Raw genomic sequence first — 25,185 nt, 5'->3', positions numbered from 1 at the left:
TGGATTAATTATCATCTACAATAATGCCATAATTGGTAAGAAGTCCGGCCAAGCCATCTGCTGAGAATTTTGCTTTTCTCAATAAATTCTTTTCAGGATCGATGGTGAAGTTGGATGCGGTTGTAAAATTTGCACTGGTTAAAATACTACGCATAAATACGGCGGCACTTAAATCGCAGCGGTCAAATATAGCAGAAGTTAAATCTGCTTCCGAAAAATCTGCTCCTTTTAGCGAACAATTAGTGAAATTGCATTTACGGTTTTTCTTTTTCATAAATGCTGCATAATCTAGAATGCAATTGGTAAAGTTGACACTGAAAAGGAAATCTTTTGTATGAGAAAAATCTGCTCCAACAAGTTTGCAATTAATAAACTCAACTTGATCAAACCCAATATGACCAAACTTGATCATACTTAAATTGCAGCCATCAAATGTGCATTTTACAAAATCGCAGCCTATAAAATCTACCATGGTGAAATCACAATTCTTAAAGGTACAAGCTTCAAAGTGGGTTTCTACAGCTCCTTTTTCTGGGAATGGTACCTTTTCGAAAAGTTGATTGAGGTAGTAATTGCTTTCTTCTGGAGACATAGTGGTTTGCGTAGTGCAAAATAATAAAATAAGTTTAGAGTTTCTCTCAAATTAATGCAAAGCGCAGCAGAGTTTTGGATATCCCTCCTTCTTACATTTTACCATTTGGCATCCCGGAACTTAACATAGCTGCACAAGCCTTTGTCATTTAAACCTGATTGCAGTGAGGGTATTTTAGAACCCGTTGTTATACCTCGTAGGTTCTGTAGAACCTACGAGGTTATAAAAGACCGCTACGAAAAGCAGGACTATAGTTCCCGAATAGTCACTAACACTGTTTTCATCTTATTGATTTTAAGGAATTGAGACTCATTTCCTACATTTACGCAATGGATGAACACTTGGTATATAGCCTGGGAGAAAGATTAGTAAAGGTAAAACCGATAGACAAAAATCTGTATAGGGTTACGGTAGACAATAGGTCTATTGGCAACATCCGGAAAAAAGATGGTGGCTGGATGATGGAGGAGTGTGCCAAGGAGGAACTTACCGCTGAAAATGTTCAATTAATTGGCGATAAAATAGATCGTTTGCCCTGGCAGTTTAAGCAATACTAGTATTTATAGATTAAGCCGTTTGCCCTGGCCGTGTAACCAATACCAGGATTTATAGGATCTGGGATTTACTGGATTAAAGACCCAAGATTGAGGAGGAAAATGAAAAATCGTTAAGTACAAACATTAACCAAGTTTAGTTATTGCTAATACTTAACGATCAAGAAATTAAATTAATTTTTTTCCAGTAACTTTTTTATCCGATCTTCGATATCATCTAGATCAAATGGTTTGCTAATGTAATCATCTGGGGCAGCCATTTGGCTCAGTTCCTTACTTTTAACATTGGCCGACATCACGATAACAGGAATGTGTTTGGTAAACATATCATTTTTTAAATCGTGGCAGATTTCAATGCCATTACCATCAGGCAACATCACGTCTAAAATGAAAAGGTCTGGAATAGAATCCTTTAACTTTTTCTTCATCTCTTTAAATGTAGAGGACAACTGCAATTCGTAACCCTCATCTTTCAATAAAAATTCGATGATATAACCTATGTCTTTATCATCTTCTAAAATGTGTATCCGTTTCTTCATATGTAATTAAAACAAAAAAAAATATTGAATTGTTTGTGCTTCAATGTACAGCTTTTTGCTCAATATTTACCTCATCTTTATAATTTAACGCATAAAAGCCATAGGCACAAAGCATTAACATAATTGTAATTCCGATATAAAGTGTGGTATAGCTAAACTGTTCCGCTACATAAAATCCTAGCGTTGGTGCAGAGATTTGGGCAATAGACCAGCTTACGGTGTAACCTGCTGCATATAGCCCCCTATTAAATTCATTGCTCCTTCTAATTACGAATGTGTTTATAAACGGAATAGATAGCATTTCGCCAAAAGTAAAAAAGGTGACGCTAACAATAGCAAGAACAATGGGCAAGAATTTAGGCATCAACAATACACCAAATGAGAGTGCAACAACAAGAACTCCCGCTACGATATAAAATTTAGGCGAACGTTTATTCTCGATCTTAGATATCATCACCATTTCGAATAAAGCTATAATAATACCATTGAGGGCCAAGACTAAACCAATTAAAGCTTCATTTAAGTGCCATTCTTCTTTATAAAACACCGGAACCACCCTAAACATTAAAAAGAAACAGGTTGCGAAAACGACATTTAATAAGAGGAATTTAACAAAGAGTGGATCTTGCCATGGTTTACGCACTAGAATACCTGCCATTTTATCGGCCGTTTTTTTTCTAAAGCCCTTAACCGAAGGTAAAAACCATAAAATTGACAAACCAACCAAAATGCTCATCACACCATCCACCATAAACAACCATTGATAATTGTAAGAGGCGATTATTCCTCCCATACTAATTCCTACAGCCCAGCCAACATTAGTGGCAAGCCTGTTTAAAGAGTACGAACGGGTTTCTTTCCCTGGTGCAGCATAGGCTGCAATTGCCGTAAAATTTGCAGGCCTAAAAGCATCATAAAAAAAGCTGATGAACATGGCTAACATACAAAGCATTTTAAAATTATTGATTTGTGAAAAAAGCAAAAATAACAGTCCCCCGATTAACGAAGAGGCAATTTGAACTGGTCTAAAACCAAACATATCAGTTAACTTGCCTCCGGCTGATGCACCAAGTATAGCACCGATACCAAATAGGGTTCCAATAAGTCCGGCATCAAAAAAAGAGCGATGAAGTGCCTGTGTAACATAAAGGCTCATAAATGGGACGGCCATATAACCGCAACGGTTAAAAAAGATAACCGTACTTAGCAACCATGATTCTTTGCTCAATCCAGAAAAAGAGGTTTTATAAGCAGTAAAAATCTGTTGAAACATTCGATTTGGTATGAATTCAAAAATAGACATTCGGCTGTAAAATCCTATGTAGAAATTCTGTATTTTTGATTCCGCCCAAAAATTCGGGCCTTCAATTTTCAATACATGTCTACAGAAATAAAGTGCCCAAACTGCAACCATGCCTTTCCGATGGAAGAGGTGATGGCCGAAGAATATAAACAGGATCTGAGAGAGAAAATGGTTTCTTTTACCAAACAAAAGGAGGAAGAATTTCGTAAAAAATCAGAAGATTTTGAAAATCAGAAAAAGCAATTAGCGGAAGTTTTCGATAAACAGAAGAAAATGCAGGAAATTGCTTTTCAACAAAAACTAGAAGCCGAGAAAAGTGCCCTGCAAGCATCAGTAACTGAAAGTTTACGCAAAACTATCAGTGCCGACTTCGAAAATAAAGTGAAAATGCTAGATGATGCCAACAAAGAAAACGAAGAAAAACTAAGGTTGGCCCGCAGCAAAGAAATTGAATTCCTTAAAAAAGAACAGGAGATCAAGACCCGGGAAGCAGAACTGGAATTGAGCATCCAGCGCAAGCTACAAGAACAGCGTGAAGAATTGGTGGCGCAGGTACGTAAGCAAGAACTAGAAAAAAACAACCTCAAAGACACTGAGCATCAGCTTCGCGTAAAAGAATTAGAAAAACAGTTAGATGATCAGAAGAAATTAGCTGAAGAAATGAAGCGCAAAGCCGAACAGGGATCGATGCAGCTTCAGGGCGAGGTACAAGAATTGATTTTAGAAGAGCTCTTGCGCAATAGTTTCCCCTTTGACGTGATCGAAGAGGTTGGCAAAGGAGTGCGCGGTGCGGATTGCGTTCATAATGTGCGTAATCAATTTGGGCAGGAATGCGGAAAGATCATTTATGAAAGCAAGCGAACCAAAGATTTTTCGCTAGAGTGGATTGAAAAATTGAAAAAAGATATGCGCGGCATGGGCGTTGATGTGGCCGTGATTGTTACGCAATGTTACCCAAAGGGGATGGATTGTTTTGGCGAAAAAGATGGGGTATGGATCTGTTCTTTTGATGAAGTAAAAGCAGTTTCCTACATCCTGAGGGATGGGATTATCAAATTATTTGGCGCAGTAAAAACCCAAGAAAACAAGGGAGATAAGATGCACATGTTGTACGACTATCTTAATGGAAATGAGTTCTCCGAGCAATGGAAAGCCATACGTGAAGGCTTTATGAGCATGAAACTCTCTATCCAACGAGAGCGCGACGCAATGGAAAGACTTTGGAAAAGCAGAGAAAAACAGCTGGAAAAAGTTTTACTAAACGCAGCACATATTAGGGGTTCTATCGAGGGTATTTCCGGAAATGACAACATCCAATTGAGCTTAGGCGATGATGAGGAAGATTTGTTACTGGAGTAACCGCGTTAGTTTACTACAAAGACACGAAGCAGTTTGTGTTAACAAGCAGAGACTGCTTTAGTTTACTCTTTGCCGTTAGCAACTTGGATGTTACCTAACCTATTGAGGTGCGGAAGTCTTTGATCACGCTCCAGCCAATGATTGGGCCTAAATCTTACGTGTTTAAAAAACTAAGATGCTCCTAAGATGCCTTAGATGGTGAAAATATCGGGAGTGTACTGTTAAAATACTTGAGGCCAGAGGATTGCTTAGGTGGTAAAATTTAAAGTATTCCCCCCATATAGGGATCCGAGATTGAATCCTCCCCGGTTTCTACATGACCAGCGTAGTGTCTCAAGAAAGGCAGACTTCCATCAATCCCTATCTTAAAATCATACCATCCTTTGCTCTTTTGTAGGTTTAACGAAACTATTTTATTGCTATTTGGAGCCATGCTGATGGTTTTGGAATTGGCGCGGTAAACGTCATCTATGATCATTATTTTTAAAGGAGCATTTTCTTTATTATCAATTCTCAATTGTAGGTTTCCCGTTGGTTTTTTGAGTATCCCGCTTAATTCATCCACACCTTCAATTGCTACTTGAGGGTCGTCTTTAGATCCCTTAAAATGCCGATAAAATCCATTTGGCCCATTAACCGATAGATTGTAAATCCCATTCTCAAAATCTTCGATGTTCCATGTATCTTCTATGGTATCTCCTGCACTTACTGCGTAATACCAATTTCTACCTGCATTCTTTTTGTATGTACTTTTCGTGTAAACATTAAATGCTGCACCCACCGGCCTCATTTTTTGACCAAACATCGTTTTTCCCGAAGAGAAGTTTAGTTTAATTTCCTTTTTCTCACCAGTTAAATTGCCATCGGAAATCAACTGATAAGGCAGTGCGCAGGCCAACCTGACCCCTTTAACTTGATCAGGTGCGAAAAGAGAAGCATTTGGGCTAAATGGTAGGTGCGTGTTAATCTTATCAATTTCAGACTTGTTTAGAGCTTCGGGAGTTACCTGAGCAGGTTTTGACTTGGCTTGCTGAATGTTAGTTAGAACGGTTTCTTTTTTTAACGGAGTTGGAATATCAAATTCCTCACCCTTATATGGCCTAAATACGCTGGTTAGATCGCCGCAAACGGCTCTCCGCCATGGGCTAATGTTATTGCTTTTAATTTGCCTTCCGGTCTTTCTACTTAAAAAATGTTCCAAAAATAGCAAGGAAGAAGTATGATCAAAAACCTGGGAATTTACAAAGCCGCCCTTGCTCCAAGGAGAAGCAACGAGCATAGGTACTCTATAGCCCAACCCAATCGGACTGTCTTTCTTATATTCATAGTCAACCCATGCCTCTAACCCATCGCTAACTTTTCCCGTGCCCGGATCTTCGGGTTTAGGCGGAACAAAGGGGGGCAGATGATCAAAGTAACCATCATTTTCATCGTAAGTGAGAATGAAAATCGTTTTCTTCCAGATTTCCGGGTTTTTCGTTAAAATGTCCATAGCTTCAGATACATACCAGGTGCCATAAAGCGGTGAACTGGTGTGATCAGAAAATCGTTGGGGAGCAACCAGCCAAGAAACGGTAGGTAGTTTTCCGCTGTCTACATCACTTCTAAATTGTTTAAAAATATCAGAGGCCGGTATAGTTAAAATTTCTTCCTTGCCTAACTCATTAATATACTTGAATGGTGATAATTTTAAGTAATCAGGATCATCGATATTAGTGGTGAAAGCCTTATCGATCAGGTTTTTTTCGCGTTCAGAAAGCTGATTGTATCTAACTAAAACCTCTGCTGCACTTAGGGCGGGATGACTGGTTTGATCCCCATTTTTACGAAAATAAGCAGAGAGTTTCACCTGATGTTGTTTCACATATTCGAGCGGATTGTCGCCGTAATTTCCTAACCAATCGTCAATTTCACCTTCGGGCAATCTAGCTGTCCACAGTTCATTTTGATATACCTTCCAAGAAACACTATGATCTTCTAACAAAGCCGGGAAAGTTTGCCAATCTACAAAAACATTATCTTGAGATTCTGCCTGACTGTTATTAACCACCGGCACCGAATTTGCATTTTGCTCGGGCCGAATTGTCCCCGTCCAAAAAAACAAGCGATTAGGTGTTGTACCGGTTAGGCTCGAACAAAAATGATGATCACAAATGGTAAACGCATCCGCCATTGCGTAATAAAAAGGAACATCTGTTCTCTTATAATACCCGAGGGTCATTAGCGATTTTACCGGAATCCATTTGTCGTATTTCCCCTTATTTCTTGCAGCCACCTGATCGCTCCATGAATGTGGTAACCCTCCCTCCCAGGTAACCTTGGTTTTATGGATATCGATATGGAAAGGGGCATACGTATTGCCCTTCTCGTCGCTTTGAAGCCAAACCTTGTTTTGGTTAGGTAAGGTTTTAGCCCGTGGATCATTAAAACCCCTTACTCCTTTAAGTGTCCCAAACATATGATCAAACGAGCGATTTTCCTGCATGAGAAAGACAATGTGCTCGGCATCATAAAATGTAGTTCCAGAATCAGCATTTATAGCCATTGCCTTTTGGATCGACATTGGGATGATGTTTGGCAGCCCAAGTGAGCCCGACAAAAACGCGGCTTTTTTAATAAAATCTCTTCTAGAATCCATTTATTTGTATGCTATAGAAAATGGGTAATTGGGAATTGAATTCCCAGCACATATCTCTATTTCCTATCCTCCACTAACTTAAAAACAAGTAACTTGCCATGTACGCTCCCAGTGGGTTTTTGGAGCAAGGGAGATTATTCCTTCCTTATCACTAAATTTTCCAGAACGAACCGGCGAATCGGCAAGGCCGCACCATGGCTCTAAACACACAAAATCTGCATCTTTAGCTGCCCAAATTCCAAAGTATGGAAAATCTTTAAACTTAAAATTTAAACCGTTATACGTCTTGGTGTTCATTAACGAAATGCTATCACTCTTTAAATCCTTAAATACGAGGGCATCATCATAAAAAAGTTCATGTCGCAAAAATAGTTTCCCATCGGTAAGCTTCAAAGTAGTGGTCTGATCTGAAATCAGGTTATCTTCAATGTGAAAGAAAGTGATTTCCTCATCATCGTTAAACTGCAAGTAATAATCTGTATATGTCCCTTGTTTGTTAAGAGGGGCCGCAAAAGCAGGATGACCACCGATCGAAAATAGCAGATTTTGTTCTGATGGATTTTGAACTTCATAAGTGCAGCACAAACTTGAACCAAAGATCTTATAGCGTACACCCAAAGTAAATTCAAAAGGGTAAACTTTTAATGTGTCCTCATTATGAGTTAGCGTAAACAACAGTTCGTGCTCATTAATGTGGCTACATTCAAATTCCATGTCGCGAGCAAAGCCGTGCCGTGGCAAGTTATAGGTTACACCATCTACTTCGTACACATTATCTTTTAAAGCGCCAACAATTGGAAATAAAATCGGACTAAATTTGCCCCAGTATTCCGGATTGCCACTCCATAGGAACTCGGTTCCGCTGTGTACACCTGTAATATGCTGCAATTCTGCCCCCTTTGTAGCAAACTTGGCTCTGAAGTGTTCATTTTCTAAAAAAATCATGCATGCTAAAAATAAGTCTTACCATCTTATTTACCGTAAAATTAAAATTAAATAACAAGTTACACTGATTTCTTTCCCTTCAGTATTAAATAACCCTCCACTACTTTTCTAATTTTAAATCTCGTAAAATTTCCTAGGATAGCCCTTTTGTTATTCCAGGTTTTGCAACGGGGTAAATCCCATTGGCATCTGGTAAAACCTTTGGCATCGCATCCCAGCTTAACTGATCCGGAAAAAGACTATTTTCTGCTTTTATCGCATCATCCCATTTGATGATTTCTCCCGAATAGGTTGCATATCGTCCCATAATCGCGGTTAAACAGCTTTTGGCAACTCGTTCTGCATCCCAAAATTTATATTCGTTTTTCGCAATTGCTTCAAAGAGTTCGTCGTGTTCGGTTTGATAAGGATTTGCGTTACCTTTTGTATTATGGTTATAAATTTCTTTGCCTTTATGGTCCCACAACACACCGGAGTTATTGGCAGAAAGGTAAACTTTTCCTTTCGTTCCCTGGAAACTCTCATCAACTCGGTTTGTAGTGCCCTCAAAATGTCGGCATTGGCTATGAATAACTGCACCATCAGCATAGGTAAGCTCTATCGAGTGGTTATCGTAAATCTCGCCATAGTTTTTACCTGTTCGCCATGCTCTGCTTCCAGTTCCTTGAATAGACACTGGATAAGCATTTTTAACCCAATTGGCAATGTCAATATTGTGTACATGTTGTTCAACAATATGATCGCCACACAGCCAATTAAAATAATACCAGTTTCTCATTTGGTATTCCATCTCGGTTTGTGTTGCAGTTCTGGGCTTTACCCATACGCCACCACTGTTCCAATATACCTGCCCGCCAACAATATCTCCGATATTTCCATCTTGGATCCGCTTTAATGCCTCTCTGTAATTGGTTTGATATCTTCGTTGCAAACCAACCACAACGTTTAGCTTTCTCTGTTTGGCCAGCTCTGCCGCAGCTAGAACCTTTCTAATCCCAGGAGAATCAACCGCAACTGGCTTCTCCATAAACACGTGCTTGCCTTGTTTTATGGCTTCCTCAAAATGGATTGGCCTAAATCCTGGAGGCGTAACCAACAACACTACATCGGCTAGAGATATAGCTTTTTGATAGGCATCAAAACCAACAAACTGCCGCTCTTTTGGTACATCCACTTTGTCGCCAAACTTTGTTGAAAGACTTGCATAGCTACTCTCTAGCCGATCTTGAAAGGCATCGGCCATCGCCACCAACTTTAGATTAAATTTAGTACTCAATGCCTGAAATGCAGCACCGGTTCCCCTATCGCCGCAGCCAATAAGTGCGATTTTAATGGTATCATCTACAGAAGAATTTACTCCTGCCCACGAGTAACCGCTCATCATTACACCTCCCGCTACAAGTGCAGAAGCTTTTAAAAATTCTCTACGCTCATTATGCGTTTTGTTGTTGTTCGTCATCTCGGTTATATTTGGTTTAAATTTTAATAATCTTTTATAGGGGGTTTATTATAATAAGCGTCTATCTGCGCTTTAGAGGGCGTCTTTACGGGTCTTACCAATCGAATTCCTATAAATGGCGCCTCCGGAAACCACCAGTTACTTTTTGGAATCTGTGGATCCATCTGTTTCCATGAGGGATCGGAAGCTGTTCTTTTTGTTGAAGTTAAGGATTTTGCATCATCTTCATAAGAACCACCACGAATTACCAATGGATATAATTTATCACCAGTGGCGATGGGATTTTCGATCTCACCATCACCCTGTTGGGCATAAAAATTGGCTATATATTGATCATATGTCCACTCGGAAACATTCCCGTGCATATCATATAACCCCCAAGCATTTGGCTTTTTTAGTCCTACCTCGTGCGTTTTGTGCCCACTGTTCTGAGAAAACCATGCGTATTCAGTCAACTTCTTCTCTTCATTACCAAAATAATAAGTAGTTGTACTTCCGGCTTTACATGCATATTCCCATTCTGCTTCTGTAGGCAATCGATAAAAAATGCCTGTTCTAACATATAGCCATTTACAGAATTGGATGGCATTGTATTGGGTCATGGCAATTGCGGGGTGGTTTTGCTTGCCCATTCCAAATGTCATGTCTAAATAAGGTTTTGTTGGACGCGTAATTGCATCAACCTGTTCAGAAATGGGCGTTAAATTAGTACTCGATTCAAAATCTCTGTATAAAAAGGGTTCAAAAATATCCCAAGTAACCTCTACTTTGCTCATCCAGAAAGCATCAATTTTAACCTTGTGAACAGGCTTTTCATCGGTACTGCCGTTTTTGCTTCCCATAAGGAAGTGTCCCTCTGGAATTGCCTGCATATCAAATGAAAGTTTGGTGCCAGTAATTTGCTGCTGATAGGATTGCTGGCTTTGCCTTGCTAGTGAAGGAAAGGTGATAGCGGTTAAACAGAGTACAATCCACAGTTTATTGTTCATGGAACTAAAAATAGAAAGAAAAATCGAAATTATCGCCGGTTTTACACAGCGTGATTATGCCTGTTTCTATGCCCATAAAGCAACAATCAGATGCGAACTGAAGGTATCTAGCGCAAAAAGGAGAGCAGAGTAACGCGACTAGCAGCATGTGAAAAAAATAGAATTGGAAATAATAAAATCATATCGTAATATTGCGATATTAAAATATAACTATGGGCGCCACTAAAACAGATCATTTTACCGAGCAGCAAAACCAAATTGCGACAATTGCAAAAGCGTTGGGACACCCGGCAAGAATAGCGATTATAGAACACTTGCTAAAAGTGAACGAATGCATCTGTAACGATATTGTAAATGAAATTCCTTTGGCTCAGCCAACGGTTTCACAGCACCTTAAAGAACTGAAAAATGCAGGTCTGATTAAGGGCAATATCGAAGGCAATTCCATTTGTTACTGCATTGACGAAAGCACAATTAGCATCTTGACCAGTTATTTTTCAGGTACTGTTGCCGCTTTAAAAAATCAACAATGCTGCTAAACATTTTTAAATTATCTATCGCAATAGTGCATTGTAACTATAATTAATTAATATGAAATTATCCGACATTAAAAACATTCTTCCAAACTTGGAGAGTGTTGAATTTCAACTTGAAAATGGCACCTATGTTCCAGAGCATTTCCATGTGACGGAGATTGGAATGATTACAAAAAAATTTATTGATTGTGGTGGTGTGATCAGAGATGAAAAGGTGGTTAACTTCCAGCTTTGGAATGCTGATGATTACGATCACCGTTTAAAACCTACAAAACTTTTGCATATCATACAGCTATCAGAAGATAAGTTAGGCATTGAGGATTTGGAAATCGAAGTAGAATATCAAAGCGATACAATCGGAAAATACGATTTAGGTTTCAATGGTAAATCCTTTGTACTTGAAGCTAAGAAAACCGCTTGCTTAGCTAAAGAAGCTTGCGGCGTTGAGCCACAGAACCGTCTAAAGAAATTACAGATGGCCACATCAACATCATGTACCCCAGGTGGTGCTTGTTGCTAGTTCAATGGCATGGAAATTAGAAAGATTGAGCAAGAAAATTATGATCAGGTAGCTGAAATTTACAGCCAAGGGATTGCAACTGGATTAGCTACTTTTCAGAACGATATTCCCGATTGGAATAGTTGGGATAAAAGTCATCTACCAACTTGTCGCTTAGCGATATTTGATGGAAAAGAAATGCTAGGCTGGGCAGCCATCACCCCAGTTTCAAGTAGGTGTGTTTATGCTGGTGTTGGAGAAGTAAGCATTTATATAGCAGCAAATTCACGTGGTAAAGGCATTGGCCAAACGCTATTGAACAACTTAATAAGGGCAAGTGAACAAGCAAGACTTTGGACATTGCAATCGGGAATTTTTGCAGAAAATATAGGCAGCATTAAACTTCATGAAAAATGCGGATTTCGGCAGATTGGGTATAGAGAAAAGATTGGCGAGAAAGATGGCGTTTGGAAAGATAATGTGATCATGGAACGAAGGAGCAAAGTTGTTGGAGTTTAGTGTTGAAAGCAAAAAACTCTCTCAGAGCATAAAAAGCCAATTATACATCGATAACCGTATTGCAATTGATAGTTGGCTTTGACGCAAAGTTTTGCCTCATCAACATCATTTGGTTATTAGTTTAAGATCATGAAAAAGAAAATATTGGTACTCTGTACTGGAAACAGTTGTAGAAGCCAAATAGCAGAGGGTTATTTAAGGCATTTCGCAGGTGGTAAAGCCGACATTTATAGTGCGGGCATAGAAACACATGGGGTTAATCCCAAAGCTATTGCTATCATGATGGAAGATGGCATAGACATATCAAATCATACATCAACTAACATTGACGAGTACCACAACATAAATTTTGATATAGTGATTACCGTTTGTGATAATGCGAATGAAAACTGTCCATTCCTTCCAACTCATGCCCTGAGGTTTCATCATAATTTTAAAGACCCAGCAAAAGCACATGGCACCGAGCACGAAGTTTGGGAGGAATTTAGGAATGTCAGGCAAGAGATCAAAACTTATTGCCATAGCTTTGTTTCCAATAACTTGTAGCGTTGAAAAAGGCTAAAAGGTATGACATAAAAAAGCCCCAGATTTCTCTGAGGCTTCTGTGGGAAATGAGGGGTTCGAACCCCCGACCCCCTCGGTGTAAACGAGGTGCTCTGAACCAGCTGAGCTAATTTCCCTGGATCCCAAAAAACAAAATGTCTTCGTTTTGGGATTGCAAATATAGTGTGTTATTACTGTTTTTCAAAAAATCTTTCACTTTTTTTAAGAAAGTACATCTTCTAATACCTGTCGGGATTTAATTTGTCCAAATGACGCTGTATGTAACCCATAGTAAACCAATATTTTATCTAATAAAAATCGTCTTGATGCATTATCTAATTTAACTTCATTTAATTTTTCGAATGGAGAAGTAAAGAGCAATAAAAAATAATCGGCTTCTTTTTTATCAATAAAATTAGGGTGGCTAGGCATAACCGAGGTAAAATCGCCTTCCTGTAAATCGAAATATTTTTGATCGTTTCTGGTTTGGATATGCGGAGCAAATCCTAAAAATCGGGAAAGCTTAATTAGGAACGCCAAATGAAAATTAACACTTAAGTCATGAGCTTCATCAAACCAGCTAATCGCATTGTAAATGAAATCAAACAAATTCTCGTCTGTATGCTGTTGCCGGATGCTTTTATACAACACCTCATTCAAAAACTGAACAATCGTATTTTTTAGCACATGGTAGGGTATAGATTTAAAAACAGGTGATGGTCTTGCTTCGGTAACACGTTGGATAGCTGCATTCATTTTATGATAAACTACCATATCCAAAAGATGGAGGGGCTGCAGAACATTGATCGGAATTTTGGCCTTCGGTTTTTTCACCCCATTGATCAAGTAGGATTGAATTCCAAATTTATCGGTAAAAACCTGTACCATTACACTGCTTTCACTATATGGAGTGGTTTTTAATACAATTCCCCTTACTTTGTGCAGCATATTAAAAGAGCTTAGGAATAAGTATGAAAGCAGCTACACTTAACGAGAAAAATGAAGCTACCAATACTGCGGCCGAAGCCACATCTTTTATGGCGCCTGCTTTGGGATGCTGCTGGGGAGAAACCAGGTCTACCAAAATCTCTATGGCCGTGTTCAATAGTTCAAGTATAAGCACTAAGGTTATGGCAATTGAAATCCACAACCATTCATCGGTTTTTAATTCGAGGTACCATCCGAGCATAACCACCCCTAAAGCAGCGAAAAGCTCTATTCTAAAACTACTTTGTGTCTTAACGGTATAAATCAATCCATTAAGGGCATAAACAAAACTTTTTAAAAACTTTTTCATAGCAGCACTAAATTACGGCAATTTACCTTAGGTTGAATCTGTCTGAGAAAACAATCATCATCATTTGCTGTTAAACTAGCATAAATTCCTTGTTAGATTTTGCAATGAGCCATTTTTATACTTTCTTTACTTTTTAAAAAAGCAGCTGATATGTGGGCTAAACTCTCTAGAGCAATACTTCAAAACCGAATTCTGATCATTCTTTTTTTCCTGATAGCGACAATTTTCATGGGATGGCATGCCAGAAATCTAAAACTTTCTTATGCAGGAAGCAAAATTTTGCCCCTAAGCGATTCTGTTTTCATTAAATACACTGCCTTTAAAAAGCAATTTGGTGAAGATGGAAGTGTGATGGTTTTAGGGATCCAAAATCCAGCAATCTTTAAAAAGGAGAACTACAATAAATGGGTTCAACTATCCGATGAAATCCAACATTTAAAAGGCATAAAAGGTGTTTTATCTATTGGAAAACTGGCTGAACTCCAGAAAGATACCATTAACCAAAGGTTTATTGTTAACCCCATCCCTGGTAGAGCGGTAGAAAGCGATGCAGAAATGGATTCGCTAAAAAACAAGTTGTATAGCATGCCTTTTTATAGCGGGCTGCTATTTAATAAAGAAACCAATGCCACTTTGATGGCCATAACCTTCGACCCAAAAATCTTAAATTCCGTTAATCGTAATCCAATCCTTAAAGAGATTGAAGCAAAAGCTGATGCATTTAGGAAAAGTACAGGTATCGAAGTTCACCTATCAGGACTACCATTTATCAGAACAGCTACCAGCAAGTTGGTATCCAATGAATTTGTGCTCTTTCTCGGATTATCAATCTTAGTATCCGCTTTGATCCTACTTATCTTTTTTAGAAGCTTTTATGCCGTGTTCTTCCCTATTTTGGTGGTAATAATGGGCGTAATCTGGAGTATTGGAACCCTAGTTCTATTTGGTTATGAGATTACCATTTTAACCGGGCTAATTCCACCACTCATCGTCATTATTGGTATCCCGAATAGCATCTTATTGCTCAATAGATACCATAACGAACTTAAAAAACATGGCGATAAACAACTTGCATTAAGCATCACGATTGAACGTATCGCAGTAACCACATTAATAGCTAATGTAACAGCGGCGATCGGATTTGGTGTACTCTACTTTACCGGAAGCGAACTGTTAATGCAGTTTGGTAGCGTTGCAGCATTAAATGTAATGTTTACCTGGCTAATGTGTCTGTGCCTGATTCCTATTATTTTTAGCTACCTGCCCGTTCCCAAAGGAAAATCAAACACTACACACGTTCCTAATTTCTTGGATAAATTGTTGGTGCACACCGATATGTTAGTGCAACGAAAAAGTGTATTAATCTATGTTGTTACATTTATTTTGTCGGTCGTTTCCTTTATCGGTATCTACAAAATTAACATCAATGGTTATGTGGTTGACGACCTACCCAAAAGTTCACAAATTTTAACGGATCTTAAATTTTTTGAGAAAAATTTTGAAGGTATTTTACCTTTAGAAATTAGTGTGGATACCAAGAAAAAGAATGGGATTTTAAGCATCGCTACCCTTAATAAAATAGATAAAATGGAAACGATGATAGCCGCCTATCCGGAGTTCTCCAGGTCTATCTCTCTTAATACAGGATTAAAATATGCATCTCAAGCTTTCTACAATGGCGATTCGGCCTTTTACCGTTTACCTACTGACATTGAGAAGAATTTTATTTTGGCCTATGCGGCAAACTCTGGCAAGGGCAACGGCAATATGCTAACCAATTTTGTAGATAAGGATAAGCAAACGGCACGGGTAAGCTTTCAAATGGCTGATGTAGGATCGAAACGCCTTGATGCATTGTTATTAGAACTAAAACCCCGAATAGATTCTATCCTACCACCAAAACGTTTTGCTGTTGAATTAACGGGCTCAAGTATTATATTCTCCAAAGGAACGGATTACTTGTTAAAACATTTATTTGAAAGTATCGGACTAGCTATCTTCTTAATTTCAATTTTGCGATTAGCCCAATTTAAAAGCTTGGGCATCATGTTCATCTCGCTTTTGCCCAATATTGTGCCTTTAATTATCACCGCCGGAATAATGGGATTTTTCCATATCCCACTAAAGCCATCCACAATTTTGATTTTCACCATTGCTTTTGGGTTGGCATCAGATCAAACGATCTATTTCTTAACCCATTATCAGCAAGAGTTAGCCTCAACAAATTATACCGTTGCGAAGGTAGTTTCGGATACTATCCGAGAAACAGGAGTAAGCATGACGCATATTGCATTGATCCTCTTCTTCGGCTTTGGTATTTTTACGGCTTCAACCTTTGGAGGAACAGTAGTCTTGGGATTGTTATTATCCATTACCTTGATCGTGGCCCTAATATTTAATTTAACATTATTGCCTACGTTGATGCTGTGGTTAGACAAAAAGAAAGCACGCAATTAAGTCATCCGGTGAATCACGGCTTTTGTAATTCAGCTGCAGATTGAGAGTATTCTTCTTACAAGACCGTACTTAGTAATGAGGATAAATTCTATGTTTAAAAAACAGCGGTTTTAAATTGGTTTGGCGGCATTCAAAATTTTAACGAGTTTCCTCGTAAAAACCTTATAGGTTTTTGTCTTCAACCGACTCTTTTACTAGGGGCTGCAACTCCACTTTCCTGCCCTCATTATCAACCTTCTTGGCAAATAATATCGGATAAAGAAATATTAATGAACCGATAATTAATAGAATCCCAGATGCGGCCAGCACGTACTTACTTTCCTCAACATGCTTACTGCTCATTATTTGTGCAATAATAAGCGCCACAACTCCTAGAATAATAGCGATTACCGCTTTCCTAAGTTTCAAGGCTTTGATCATGATAAATTATTTGATTGTATATTTAACAATCTTAACTCCCTAAAGTTTTATCGCCTAGAGAAGAGGGGCTTGAACCCGTTAAAATGCCTTCTAGTTTAACACTTTTTTCTATTTTTTGCGATTTTTGAGCAGATTAGAAATAACGAGCATCAATCCAGCCACTTCTAGCAGCATGCTGAAAATCAAAACAACTATGGTGAGGTTAGCATGGACATTTCGAAATAAAAAAGCAACGGGCATTACTACTACCGCAGCCAACATACAAAACAGTCCGATTTTAAGTCGTTTATCCATAAAACAAATTCATACAAAAGTACCATAATTCATTCTAAAACTGTAACTTTGCATCCTTTAATTTTTGAAGATACTTAATTGATGTATAGGGAATTTAAACAATTAGAACTAGCTAAAATAGGGAGAGAGATACTTGATTTTTGGAAAGCGGAAAACATCTTTGAAAAAAGCATAAGTACACGTCCGAAAAATAAGCCTTTTACGTTTTATGAAGGTCCGCCTTCTGCCAATGGAATGCCTGGTATCCACCACGTAATGGCTCGTGCGATTAAAGATATTTTTTGTCGTTATAAAACATTAAAAGGTTATCAAGTTAAGCGCAAAGGCGGATGGGATACCCATGGATTACCTATTGAGCTTGCTGTTGAAAAGAAACTTGGCATCACAAAAGATGATATCGGAAAGAAAATTTCTGTAGAAGAATACAATAGTGCCTGTAAGGAAGAAGTAATGCGTTATACCGATGTATGGAACGACCTTACCGAAAAAATGGGCTACTGGGTTGATCTTCAAAACCCTTACGTTACCTACCACAATGAGTACATCGAAACTTTATGGTGGATCCTGAAATCGTTTTACGATAAAGGATTATTATATAAAGGATATACGGTACAACCTTACTCGCCGGCCGCGGGAACAGGCTTAAGTTCGCATGAACTGAACCAGCCAGGCACCTATCGCGATGTAAGTGATACTACGGTGGTTGCTCAGTTCAAAGCCATTGAGGAAACATTACCTACTAGTTTAAAAACAGTTGGTCCCTTATATTTCCTGGCATGGACCACCACTCCTTGGACCCTGCCAAGTAATACAGCATTAACCGTTGGCCCTAAGATAGATTATGTATTGGTTAAAACTTTTAACCAGTATACCTTTGAGCCTATACAAGTCATACTAGCAAAAGCTTTAATAGGGAAACAGTTTTCCGGCAAATATTTTCTGGCACAGGGCGATGAGGATTTCATCAACTACCAGACTAACCCCGACCTCCCTGCAGGCAAGGCGGGAAAAATACCTTACACCATTCTTACCACAATTAGGGGTGCAGAGCTGGTTGGTGTTAAATACGAACAATTATTGCCTTATGCCCTTCCCTATCAAAATCCAGAAAATGCTTTTCGTGTAATTGCTGGCGATTTTGTAACCACCGAAGATGGTACAGGTATAGTTCACACAGCGCCAACTTTTGGTGCCGATGATGCTCGTGTTGCTAAACTGGCAACTCCAGAAGTACCCCCAATGTTGGTATTGGACGAAAACAATAACCCTGTCCCTCTGGTAGATCTACAAGGAAAATTTATAGCCTCTTTAGGTGGGAATTATGGCGGCAAATATGTAAAGAACGAATATTACAGCGAAGGTGAAGCACCGGAGAAATCTGTTGATGTGGAACTTGCCATACAGTTAAAAGAAGAAAATAAAGCTTTTAAGGTAGAGAAATACGTGCATACCTATCCGCATTGCTGGCGTACGGACAAACCGGTTCTATATTATCCCTTGGATAGTTGGTTTATTAAAACCACTGCCGTGAAAGAGAAAATGGTGGCATTAAACAAAACCATTAATTGGAAACCAGAAGCTACAGGAACGGGTCGATTTGGTAACTGGTTAGAAAATTTGGTAGATTGGAATTTATCGCGTTCTAGATATTGGGGCACACCCTTGCCAATTTGGCGCACTGCGGATGGATTGGAAGAAAAATGCATCGGATCCATGCAAGAATTGAAAGATGAGATGATTGCGGGAGTAAATAGCGGAGCGCTTTCTAAAGAAGAAACGATAAAACAACAATCGATTATTCAATCCTTAGATCATTCAACATTCGACCTCCATCGTCCCTATGTAGATGATGTAATTTTGGTATCGGCCAAAGGCGAAAAAATGATCCGTGAACTTGATCTTATCGATGTTTGGTTTGATAGTGGAGCAATGCCCTATGCACAATGGCATTTCCCTTTTGAAAATAAAGAGGAATTTGAAAACGCCTACCCCGCTGATTTTATTGCCGAAGGGGTGGATCAGACCCGAGGATGGTTCTTTACATTACATGCCATTGCGGTAATGTTGAGCGAAAGCAGCGATGAAATCAAGGCCATTAACCAACATGTAAACAATGGCGGAATTGCCTATAAGAATGTAGTTTCTAATGGATTGGTACTGGATAAAAATGGCAACAAAATGTCTAAACGTTTAGGTAATGCTGCAGATCCTTTCAGTACAATAGACACTTACAGTGCAGATGCCACACGTTGGTATATGATCAGTAATGCTTCGCCCTGGGATAATCTTAAATTTAATTTAGAAGGACTAGATGAAGTACGCCGTAAATTTTTTGGCACACTCTATAATACTTATTCTTTCTTTGCCTTGTATGCGAACATCGATAAATTTGAAATTGATTTAGCTAACCAAACTCCGATCGCCAAAAGAAGCGAGCTTGATCGTTGGATCTTATCATTATTACAAACATTAATAGCAGAGGTCGACGAAAGCTACAATACCTATGAGCCAACCAAGGCCTCGAGGGCAATCCAAACTTTTGTAGACGAACATTTAAGCAACTGGTATATCCGTTTGTCTCGCCGCCGTTTCTGGAAGGGCGAAATGACAGAAGACAAAAAAGCTGCTTACGAAACGTTATTTACCTGTTTAATAACCATAGCGCAAATAATGAGCCCAGTTGCTCCATTTTTTGCAGATTGGTTATATAAAAATTTGAGCGACGCTACACCAGGGAAACATGCTGAATCGGTACACTTAACCATTTGGAACGAAGTTGATGAAACTTTAATAGACCAATCGCTTAACGAGCGGATGGAATTGGCGCAACAGATCTCTTCGATGGTGTTGTCTCTTCGTAAGAAAATGGGCATTAACGTTCGCCAGCCTCTTGCCAAAGTTTTAATTCCGGTTTTGGACGAAGGTTTTCAGACTAAAGTTGAACTAGTTAAAGATCTTATCTTATCAGAAACCAATATCAAAACGATTGAATTCATTAAGGATACCGCTGGTTTTATCAAGAAAAAAGTTAAACCTAACTTTAAGGCTTTGGGGGCAAAGGTGGGAAAAGATATGAAATTGGTTACCGAAGCCATTACAACCATGTCTCAAGAAGATCTTGCACAATTTGAACGGGATGGCTCGATCGCCATATCCCATACGCCATACACCATACGCCTAGAAGATGTAGAGATTATTGCAGAGGATATTCCCGGCTGGCAGGTAACCAATCTAGGAAGTTTAACCGTAGCTTTAGATGTAACCATTTCAGATGAATTAAAACTAGAAGGATTATCTCGGGAGTTAATTAATCGGATTCAAAATTTACGAAAAGAGCTTAATTTTGAAGTTACAGACCGAATTTCGGTTAATCTTCAGAACGATAAATTAATTGCGGATGCAGTAATGCAGAACAAAACTTACATTTGCGCAGAAATATTAGCTGATGACATTACGTTAGCTAACATAACAAACGGAAACAAAATCGTAATTGAAGATGTTGAACTACAAATTATAATTGCTAAACAATAAAATGATAGGGATCTGGCATGATTTTGAGCTTATTAAGTAAGCTACTAATTATGATAGCTCCAATTACCGCCGAAAAGATAAATATTTACATAAATGGAAAAAACTGAAAAAACCCGCTATTCCGATAGCGAACTACAAGAGTTTAAAGAGCTGATCCAAGGAAAACTAAAAAGTTCAAGGGAAGAATTTCTTTCACTTACCTCTTCGTTAAGCAACCCTAATTCTCATGGAACCGAAGATACTTCTGGGGCCTACAAAACATTGGAAGACGGTTCTGCAACATTAGAAAAAGAACAGATTAATCAGTTAGCGGCCCGTCAGAAAAAGTTTATAGACAACTTAGAAGCCGCTTTGGTACGTATTGAAAATAAAACTTACGGTATTTGCAGAGAAACTGGAAAATTGATCCAAAAAGAACGCTTACGTGCAGTTCCACATGCCACATTAAGTATGGAAGCTAAATTGAAACAAGGTTAATGAAAGGCTATACTAAACCCTTAATACTTATATTTTTGGTACTGATTGCCGATCAGGTTTTGAAGACCTGGATCAAAACCCATATGGTTTTAGGTCAGGAATTTAAAATTTTAGGCGACTGGTTCATTATCCATTTCACCGAAAATAATGGGATGGCATTTGGATTGGAATTTGGTGGTGAATTTGGCAAACTGGCGCTATCGTTATTTAGGGTTGCTGCAGTGGCGGGGATTGGTTTTGGACTGCATTACCTTATTAGGCGCAAATATCACAGGGGACTGATCTTAAATGTGGCCCTGATTTTTGCTGGCGCAGTGGGAAACATTATCGATTCGGTATTTTATGGGGTTATTTATAAATATGAGACTCTATTCCATGGCCGTGTAGTAGATATGCTGTATTTCCCAATAATAAAAGGCACCTTCCCCTCTTGGTTTCCACTATGGGGCAATGAACCTTTTGAATTTTTCCGCCCGGTATTTAACCTGGCGGATGCAGCTATTTCCGTGGGTGTGATCGCCATTCTCGTTTTCCAGAAACGCTATTTCAAGGAAGAAGTAAAAGATGAAATCGGGATAAACAACGAAACTGTTGAAGATTAAATCCAAACAATCTATATTTAAAGCCATCTAGTTTACTGGGTGGCTTTTTTGTTTTAAGATGATTATATTTGGGACAGACCAAACCTAAATTCATGAAATCTAATGTATGTCTTGTATTGCTCGTCGTTAGTCTGTTTTCAGCAAAATTAGTGGTAGCCCAACAAAAAAGCCTTTTCGATGGCATTTCTCTTGCAGGTTGGCATGCCGATGTTCCAGCAAAAGACAAAGACCCAAACATTCCTCCTTCTTTTATAGTGCGCAATGGCCAACTGGTTAGCATGGGCGATCCTAGAGGGCATTTAATAACCGATGCGGTTTACCAAAACTACCGATTAGAAGTATCTTATCGCTTTGCTGGCAAACCCGGAAATTGCGGCGTGTTGGTACATGTATCAACACCAAGAGTACTTTATGATATGTTCCCAAAATCTTTGGAAGTACAGATGCAACACCAAGATGCAGGAGATTTTTGGTGTATTGAAGAAGATATTACAGTTCCCGATATGGTGGCTCGTCGCGGGCCCAAAGAAACATGGGGAGTAAACGGAAAAGCCGCAAGAAGAATCAAAAACTTAACGGATGATAGTGAAAAACCATTGGGCCAGTGGAATACCATGGTTATAGAATGCTATAAAAATTCAGTGAAGGTTTGGGTAAATGGAGTGCTGGTAAATGAAGGCACAAATTGCACCGCAAATAAAGGACAGATCGCTTTGCAGGCCGAAGGTGCTGAAGTTGAATTTAGAACACTAATGATTAAACCGATTAAGAAATTGAGCAAGAAATAAGTTAACAGTTTCGGTTCTCCATTAATTAACCTCCAAGTTACGAAGGCAAAAATTTAGCTCCTGCGAGATATGCTACCTAACGTCGTGCCTACCTCGTAGGTTCTGTAGAACCTACGAGGTAGGTCTTTAAAAAAATAATAACCCGCATAACTTTTTGATGCTCTGAGTTTTATTGTCCATTTAACACTCTTTAACATAAAACAGTTTAGCCAAATCTGTGGAATTGGTACGATTTTTACATCTGATTGGTATACACACAACAATTAAAATAAAATGAAAAAAATAACATTATTAGCCATTATTGCCTTCTTTAGTATAAGTGCAATGGCACAGCAAGTAGATTTAAGAAAGAAGATAAACGTTAGCGGAACAGCCGAAACCGAGGTTACACCAGACATTATTTACCTTAGTATTTCATTAAAGGAATATTTGAAAGATAACAATAGCAAAAAAAGGGTAGAAATTACCGAATTAGAAAATCAACTGTATAATGCCGTGATAAAAGCGGGAATTGCCAAAGAAGACCTAATGGTTAATAATGTTGCCAGCTACAGTTATGCCACTGAAAAAAAGAAAAATCCAGACTTTTTAGCAAGCAAACAATATCGTTTAAAGGTTAGTGATCTTAACAAATGGAACGATATTATTGGTGCCATCGATCCTAAAGGCATTGCCTCAACCAATATAGAAAGCTATGATTACTCTAAAATGGCAAGCCTTAAAAAAGAGCTTAAAATTAAAGCGTTGTTGGCTGCCAAAGAAAAAGCAACCTACATGGTTGAAGCTTTAGGCGACAAATTAGGGAGCGTACTTGATATCCAGGATATAGAAAATAACGCTTATCCACAACCTATGTACCGGACCGCAAATTCGGTGATGTATATGAAAGCGGGAGATACTGCGGAAGCATCAGTAGACCTAGACTTCAAAAAGATAAAACTCAGTTTTGTAGTAAATACAGTTTTTGAGATAAAGTAATCGACCAGTTCTGTATACAACTATTGAGAATAACCGAAGGATCCGATTAAATGCTTTTAAAGAAAGGCGGTTAATTTATAATAAGGAGCATTGAAAAAAAATTAAAACCTATCAAATCATTTTGGTAGGTTTTTTGTTATATAACCATCGATAACCTTAAAATTTAAACATTATGAAAAAATTCATTTACGCTCTAGTGCTAGTTTTCACTTTGGCAATTAGTACCAATACTGTTTCTGCAGCGGATAATAAAGAAACAAAAACAGAGATGACCACTGAGCAAAAAGCACAGTTTGAACAAATTAAAAACAGGGTAGAAGAAATCCGTAAAATGGATAAATCTAACTTAACCAGAGTCGAAAAGAAAGCTTTACGTGCTGAGTTAAGAGAAATGAAAGATAAGGCTCGTGCCATGTCTGGAGGTGTTTACCTTTCAGTTGGTGCCATTATCATCATCATCTTATTGTTGATCTTAATTTTATAGAAAAACACAATCCTATTATATAGAAAAGGTCCTATAGCAAATGCTATGGGACCTTTTCGTTTGCGGTAGGCGGTAAGCGTTTTGCCCGGTTTGCGCCAAACGCCCTCCGCTAATCGATAATGTCGAATCCTGTATAATTTCTAAGCACCTCGGGAATTACAATTCCTTTTTCGGTTTGATAATTCTCTAAAATTGAGGCTACAATCCTTGGCAACGCTAATGCACTTCCATTTAATGTATGGGCCAATTGTGCTTTTCCTTCCTTACCTTTGAAACGTAATTTTAATCGGTTGCTCTGGTAAGTTTCGAAATTGGAAACTGAAGAAACTTCTAACCAACGTTGCTGTGCAGCACTCCATACCTCCATATCATAAGTCATCGCTGATGTAAAACCCATATCGCCCCCACACAACCGTAATACACGATAATGCAAGCCTAATTTCTCTAATAACGACTGCACATAGGTGCTCATTTCTTCTAAGATCTGATATGATTTATCGGGATGTGCAATTTGTACAACCTCAACTTTATCAAACTGATGTAAACGGTTTAAACCACGAACATGGGCACCATAAGACCCTGCTTCCCTGCGAAAACATGGGGTATAAGCGGTATTTTTGATGGGAAGTTCCTCCTCCTTCAAAATCACATCTCGGTACAAATTCGTAACCGGTACTTCTGCGGTAGGGATCAGATACAAATCATCAATCGTTGAATGGTACATTTGCCCCTCTTTATCAGGCAATTGACCGGTACCAAATCCCGAAGCCGCATTAACCATATGTGGCACCTGCATTTCTTTATATCCCATTGCTGTGGCCTGATCTAGAAAGAAATTAATCAGGGCCCGTTGTAATTTCGCTCCTTTTCCCTTATAAACCGGAAATCCGGCACCCGTAATTTTAACGCCTAATTCGAAATCTATAATATCGTATTTCGTAGCCAATTCCCAGTGTGGCTTTGCATCTGATGCTAATTGGGCAGGCTCGCCATGAGTAAGCACAATTTCATTTTCTTCGGGGGTGGAACCTATTTTAACCAAAGAATAAGGCAAATTTGGAAGCTGCACAACTAAGTTATGCTGGGCTGTTTCCAAATCAGTTAACTTTTCTGTTAGATTTTTAATCTGCTCTTTATGTGCTGCTGTTTTAGTTTTTACAGTTTCTGCCTCTTCCTTTTTACCATTTCGCATTAATTCGCCAATCTGCTTCGCTGCACTATTTGCTTCTGCAGAAAGGCTATCCAAGGTAGTTTGAGTTTGGCGACGGTCTTCATCAATGGAGATAATCTGGTCTACCAGTTCCGGCTGTTTAAAATTACGCACACTTAAGCGTTCTAAAACTTTCTCTCTATTTTCACGGATATAGTTAACTTGCAGCATT

The 25,185-nt window shown here is 38.7% G+C and carries 26 protein-coding genes and 1 tRNA gene; 14 read left to right on the top strand and 13 right to left on the bottom strand.

Going from position 1 to position 25,185, the window contains the following annotated elements:
- Window positions 1-4: 4 nt before the first annotated feature.
- The gene (locus tag AC6H0V_RS17470) at window positions 5-592 is read right to left on the bottom strand and encodes a pentapeptide repeat-containing protein (RefSeq protein WP_497561487.1); all 588 of its coding nucleotides are present in this window, start codon (window positions 590-592) and stop codon (window positions 5-7) included.
- Window positions 593-921: 329 nt separating this feature from the next.
- Between AC6H0V_RS17470 and AC6H0V_RS17465 the strand changes: the two genes are divergently transcribed.
- On the top strand, window positions 922-1,149 hold the full coding sequence (locus AC6H0V_RS17465) for a hypothetical protein (protein WP_497561486.1): 228 nt from the start codon (window positions 922-924) through the stop codon (window positions 1,147-1,149).
- 170 nt (window positions 1,150-1,319) lie between these two features.
- Here the strand turns inward: AC6H0V_RS17465 and AC6H0V_RS17460 are convergent, their stop codons facing one another.
- Together AC6H0V_RS17460 and AC6H0V_RS17455 are read right to left on the bottom strand one after the other, a co-directional pair.
- Window positions 1,320-1,685 (bottom strand): response regulator transcription factor, encoded by a 366-nt coding sequence (locus AC6H0V_RS17460; RefSeq protein WP_497561485.1) that lies wholly within the window; start codon window positions 1,683-1,685, stop codon window positions 1,320-1,322.
- Between the two features lie 40 nt (window positions 1,686-1,725).
- Window positions 1,726-2,958 carry an MFS transporter gene (locus AC6H0V_RS17455; protein WP_497561484.1) on the bottom strand — a complete coding sequence of 411 codons (1,233 nt, stop codon included), beginning with the start codon at window positions 2,956-2,958 and terminating at the stop codon, window positions 1,726-1,728.
- Window positions 2,959-3,063: 105 nt separating this feature from the next.
- On the opposite strand from AC6H0V_RS17455, the gene AC6H0V_RS17450 reads away from it, so the two are divergent.
- A complete protein-coding gene (locus AC6H0V_RS17450; protein WP_497561483.1) occupies window positions 3,064-4,347 on the top strand; it encodes a DUF2130 domain-containing protein in 1,284 nt (427 codons plus the stop codon).
- A gap of 262 nt (window positions 4,348-4,609) precedes the next feature.
- Here AC6H0V_RS17450 and AC6H0V_RS17445 read toward each other — a convergent pair whose 3' ends face one another.
- The 4 genes from AC6H0V_RS17445 to AC6H0V_RS17430 form a co-directional block, all read right to left on the bottom strand.
- Window positions 4,610-6,985 (bottom strand): phosphocholine-specific phospholipase C, encoded by a 2,376-nt coding sequence (locus AC6H0V_RS17445; protein WP_497561482.1) that lies wholly within the window; start codon window positions 6,983-6,985, stop codon window positions 4,610-4,612.
- A 78-nt stretch (window positions 6,986-7,063) separates the two neighbouring features.
- A complete protein-coding gene (locus AC6H0V_RS17440) occupies window positions 7,064-7,930 on the bottom strand; it encodes an aldose 1-epimerase family protein (protein WP_497561481.1) in 867 nt (288 codons plus the stop codon).
- 133 nt (window positions 7,931-8,063) lie between these two features.
- The gene (locus AC6H0V_RS17435) at window positions 8,064-9,389 is read right to left on the bottom strand and encodes a Gfo/Idh/MocA family protein (RefSeq protein ID WP_497561480.1); all 1,326 of its coding nucleotides are present in this window, start codon (window positions 9,387-9,389) and stop codon (window positions 8,064-8,066) included.
- 23 nt (window positions 9,390-9,412) lie between these two features.
- Window positions 9,413-10,378 carry a formylglycine-generating enzyme family protein gene (locus tag AC6H0V_RS17430; RefSeq protein ID WP_497561479.1) on the bottom strand — a complete coding sequence of 322 codons (966 nt, stop codon included), beginning with the start codon at window positions 10,376-10,378 and terminating at the stop codon, window positions 9,413-9,415.
- Between AC6H0V_RS17430 and AC6H0V_RS17425 the strand changes: the two genes are divergently transcribed.
- From AC6H0V_RS17425 to AC6H0V_RS17405, 5 genes are all read left to right on the top strand, one after another.
- Entirely contained in the window at window positions 10,377-10,511 is a 135-nt protein-coding gene (locus AC6H0V_RS17425; RefSeq protein ID WP_497561478.1) for a hypothetical protein, read from the top strand. The two genes, AC6H0V_RS17430 and AC6H0V_RS17425, sit on opposite strands and share 2 nt — an antisense overlap.
- A gap of 79 nt (window positions 10,512-10,590) precedes the next feature.
- Window positions 10,591-10,917 carry an ArsR/SmtB family transcription factor gene (locus tag AC6H0V_RS17420; protein WP_497561477.1) on the top strand — a complete coding sequence of 109 codons (327 nt, stop codon included), beginning with the start codon at window positions 10,591-10,593 and terminating at the stop codon, window positions 10,915-10,917.
- Between the two features lie 52 nt (window positions 10,918-10,969).
- Window positions 10,970-11,434: a DUF6428 family protein gene (locus AC6H0V_RS17415; protein ID WP_497561476.1), complete on the top strand. Its 465-nt coding sequence runs from the start codon at window positions 10,970-10,972 to the stop codon at window positions 11,432-11,434.
- A 9-nt stretch (window positions 11,435-11,443) separates the two neighbouring features.
- Entirely contained in the window at window positions 11,444-11,932 is a 489-nt protein-coding gene (locus AC6H0V_RS17410; RefSeq protein WP_497561475.1) for a GNAT family N-acetyltransferase, read from the top strand.
- A gap of 129 nt (window positions 11,933-12,061) precedes the next feature.
- On the top strand, window positions 12,062-12,478 hold the full coding sequence (locus tag AC6H0V_RS17405) for an arsenate reductase ArsC (RefSeq protein WP_497561474.1): 417 nt from the start codon (window positions 12,062-12,064) through the stop codon (window positions 12,476-12,478).
- Between the two features lie 59 nt (window positions 12,479-12,537).
- Here the strand turns inward: AC6H0V_RS17405 and AC6H0V_RS17400 are convergent.
- The 3 genes from AC6H0V_RS17400 to AC6H0V_RS17390 form a co-directional block, all read right to left on the bottom strand.
- Window positions 12,538-12,612: transfer RNA gene (locus AC6H0V_RS17400), tRNA-Val, on the bottom strand.
- 85 nt (window positions 12,613-12,697) lie between these two features.
- On the bottom strand, window positions 12,698-13,423 hold the full coding sequence (gene recO / locus AC6H0V_RS17395; protein WP_497561473.1) for a DNA repair protein RecO: 726 nt from the start codon (window positions 13,421-13,423) through the stop codon (window positions 12,698-12,700).
- A 1-nt stretch (window position 13,424) separates the two neighbouring features.
- On the bottom strand, window positions 13,425-13,772 hold the full coding sequence (locus AC6H0V_RS17390; protein WP_497561472.1) for a diacylglycerol kinase: 348 nt from the start codon (window positions 13,770-13,772) through the stop codon (window positions 13,425-13,427).
- Between the two features lie 150 nt (window positions 13,773-13,922).
- Between AC6H0V_RS17390 and AC6H0V_RS17385 the strand changes: the two genes are divergently transcribed.
- Window positions 13,923-16,229 (top strand): efflux RND transporter permease subunit, encoded by a 2,307-nt coding sequence (locus tag AC6H0V_RS17385; RefSeq protein ID WP_497561471.1) that lies wholly within the window; start codon window positions 13,923-13,925, stop codon window positions 16,227-16,229.
- Between the two features lie 162 nt (window positions 16,230-16,391).
- Here AC6H0V_RS17385 and AC6H0V_RS17380 read toward each other — a convergent pair whose 3' ends face one another.
- Together AC6H0V_RS17380 and AC6H0V_RS17375 are read right to left on the bottom strand one after the other, a co-directional pair.
- Window positions 16,392-16,649 carry an isoleucyl-tRNA synthetase gene (locus AC6H0V_RS17380; RefSeq protein ID WP_497561470.1) on the bottom strand — a complete coding sequence of 86 codons (258 nt, stop codon included), beginning with the start codon at window positions 16,647-16,649 and terminating at the stop codon, window positions 16,392-16,394.
- A gap of 108 nt (window positions 16,650-16,757) precedes the next feature.
- Complete coding sequence (locus tag AC6H0V_RS17375) at window positions 16,758-16,943, bottom strand: hypothetical protein (protein ID WP_497561469.1); 186 nt, start codon at window positions 16,941-16,943, stop codon at window positions 16,758-16,760.
- A gap of 81 nt (window positions 16,944-17,024) precedes the next feature.
- Between AC6H0V_RS17375 and ileS the strand changes: the two genes are divergently transcribed.
- The 6 genes from ileS (at window position 17,025) to AC6H0V_RS17345 (ending at window position 23,803) form a co-directional block, all read left to right on the top strand.
- Entirely contained in the window at window positions 17,025-20,474 is a 3,450-nt protein-coding gene (gene ileS / locus AC6H0V_RS17370; RefSeq protein WP_497561468.1) for an isoleucine--tRNA ligase, read from the top strand.
- A 93-nt stretch (window positions 20,475-20,567) separates the two neighbouring features.
- A complete protein-coding gene (locus AC6H0V_RS17365; RefSeq protein ID WP_173271671.1) occupies window positions 20,568-20,951 on the top strand; it encodes a TraR/DksA family transcriptional regulator in 384 nt (127 codons plus the stop codon).
- Window positions 20,951-21,553, top strand: a complete 603-nt coding sequence (locus AC6H0V_RS17360; RefSeq protein WP_497561467.1) for a lipoprotein signal peptidase — start codon at window positions 20,951-20,953, stop codon at window positions 21,551-21,553. The genes AC6H0V_RS17365 and AC6H0V_RS17360 overlap by 1 nt, the downstream gene beginning before the upstream one ends.
- 92 nt (window positions 21,554-21,645) lie before the next feature.
- A complete protein-coding gene (locus AC6H0V_RS17355) occupies window positions 21,646-22,341 on the top strand; it encodes a 3-keto-disaccharide hydrolase (RefSeq protein WP_497561466.1) in 696 nt (231 codons plus the stop codon).
- A 273-nt stretch (window positions 22,342-22,614) separates the two neighbouring features.
- Window positions 22,615-23,319 carry an SIMPL domain-containing protein gene (locus AC6H0V_RS17350; protein ID WP_497561465.1) on the top strand — a complete coding sequence of 235 codons (705 nt, stop codon included), beginning with the start codon at window positions 22,615-22,617 and terminating at the stop codon, window positions 23,317-23,319.
- Between the two features lie 172 nt (window positions 23,320-23,491).
- Window positions 23,492-23,803 (top strand): hypothetical protein, encoded by a 312-nt coding sequence (locus tag AC6H0V_RS17345; protein ID WP_497561464.1) that lies wholly within the window; start codon window positions 23,492-23,494, stop codon window positions 23,801-23,803.
- A 109-nt stretch (window positions 23,804-23,912) separates the two neighbouring features.
- Here AC6H0V_RS17345 and serS read toward each other — a convergent pair whose 3' ends face one another.
- Entirely contained in the window at window positions 23,913-25,184 is a 1,272-nt protein-coding gene (serS, locus tag AC6H0V_RS17340) for a serine--tRNA ligase (protein WP_497561463.1), read from the bottom strand.
- Window position 25,185 lies beyond the last annotated feature (1 nt).

The organism is Pedobacter sp. NO84 (genome assembly GCF_059703915.1).
This window is presented reverse-complemented; position numbering and strand designations above follow the sequence as displayed.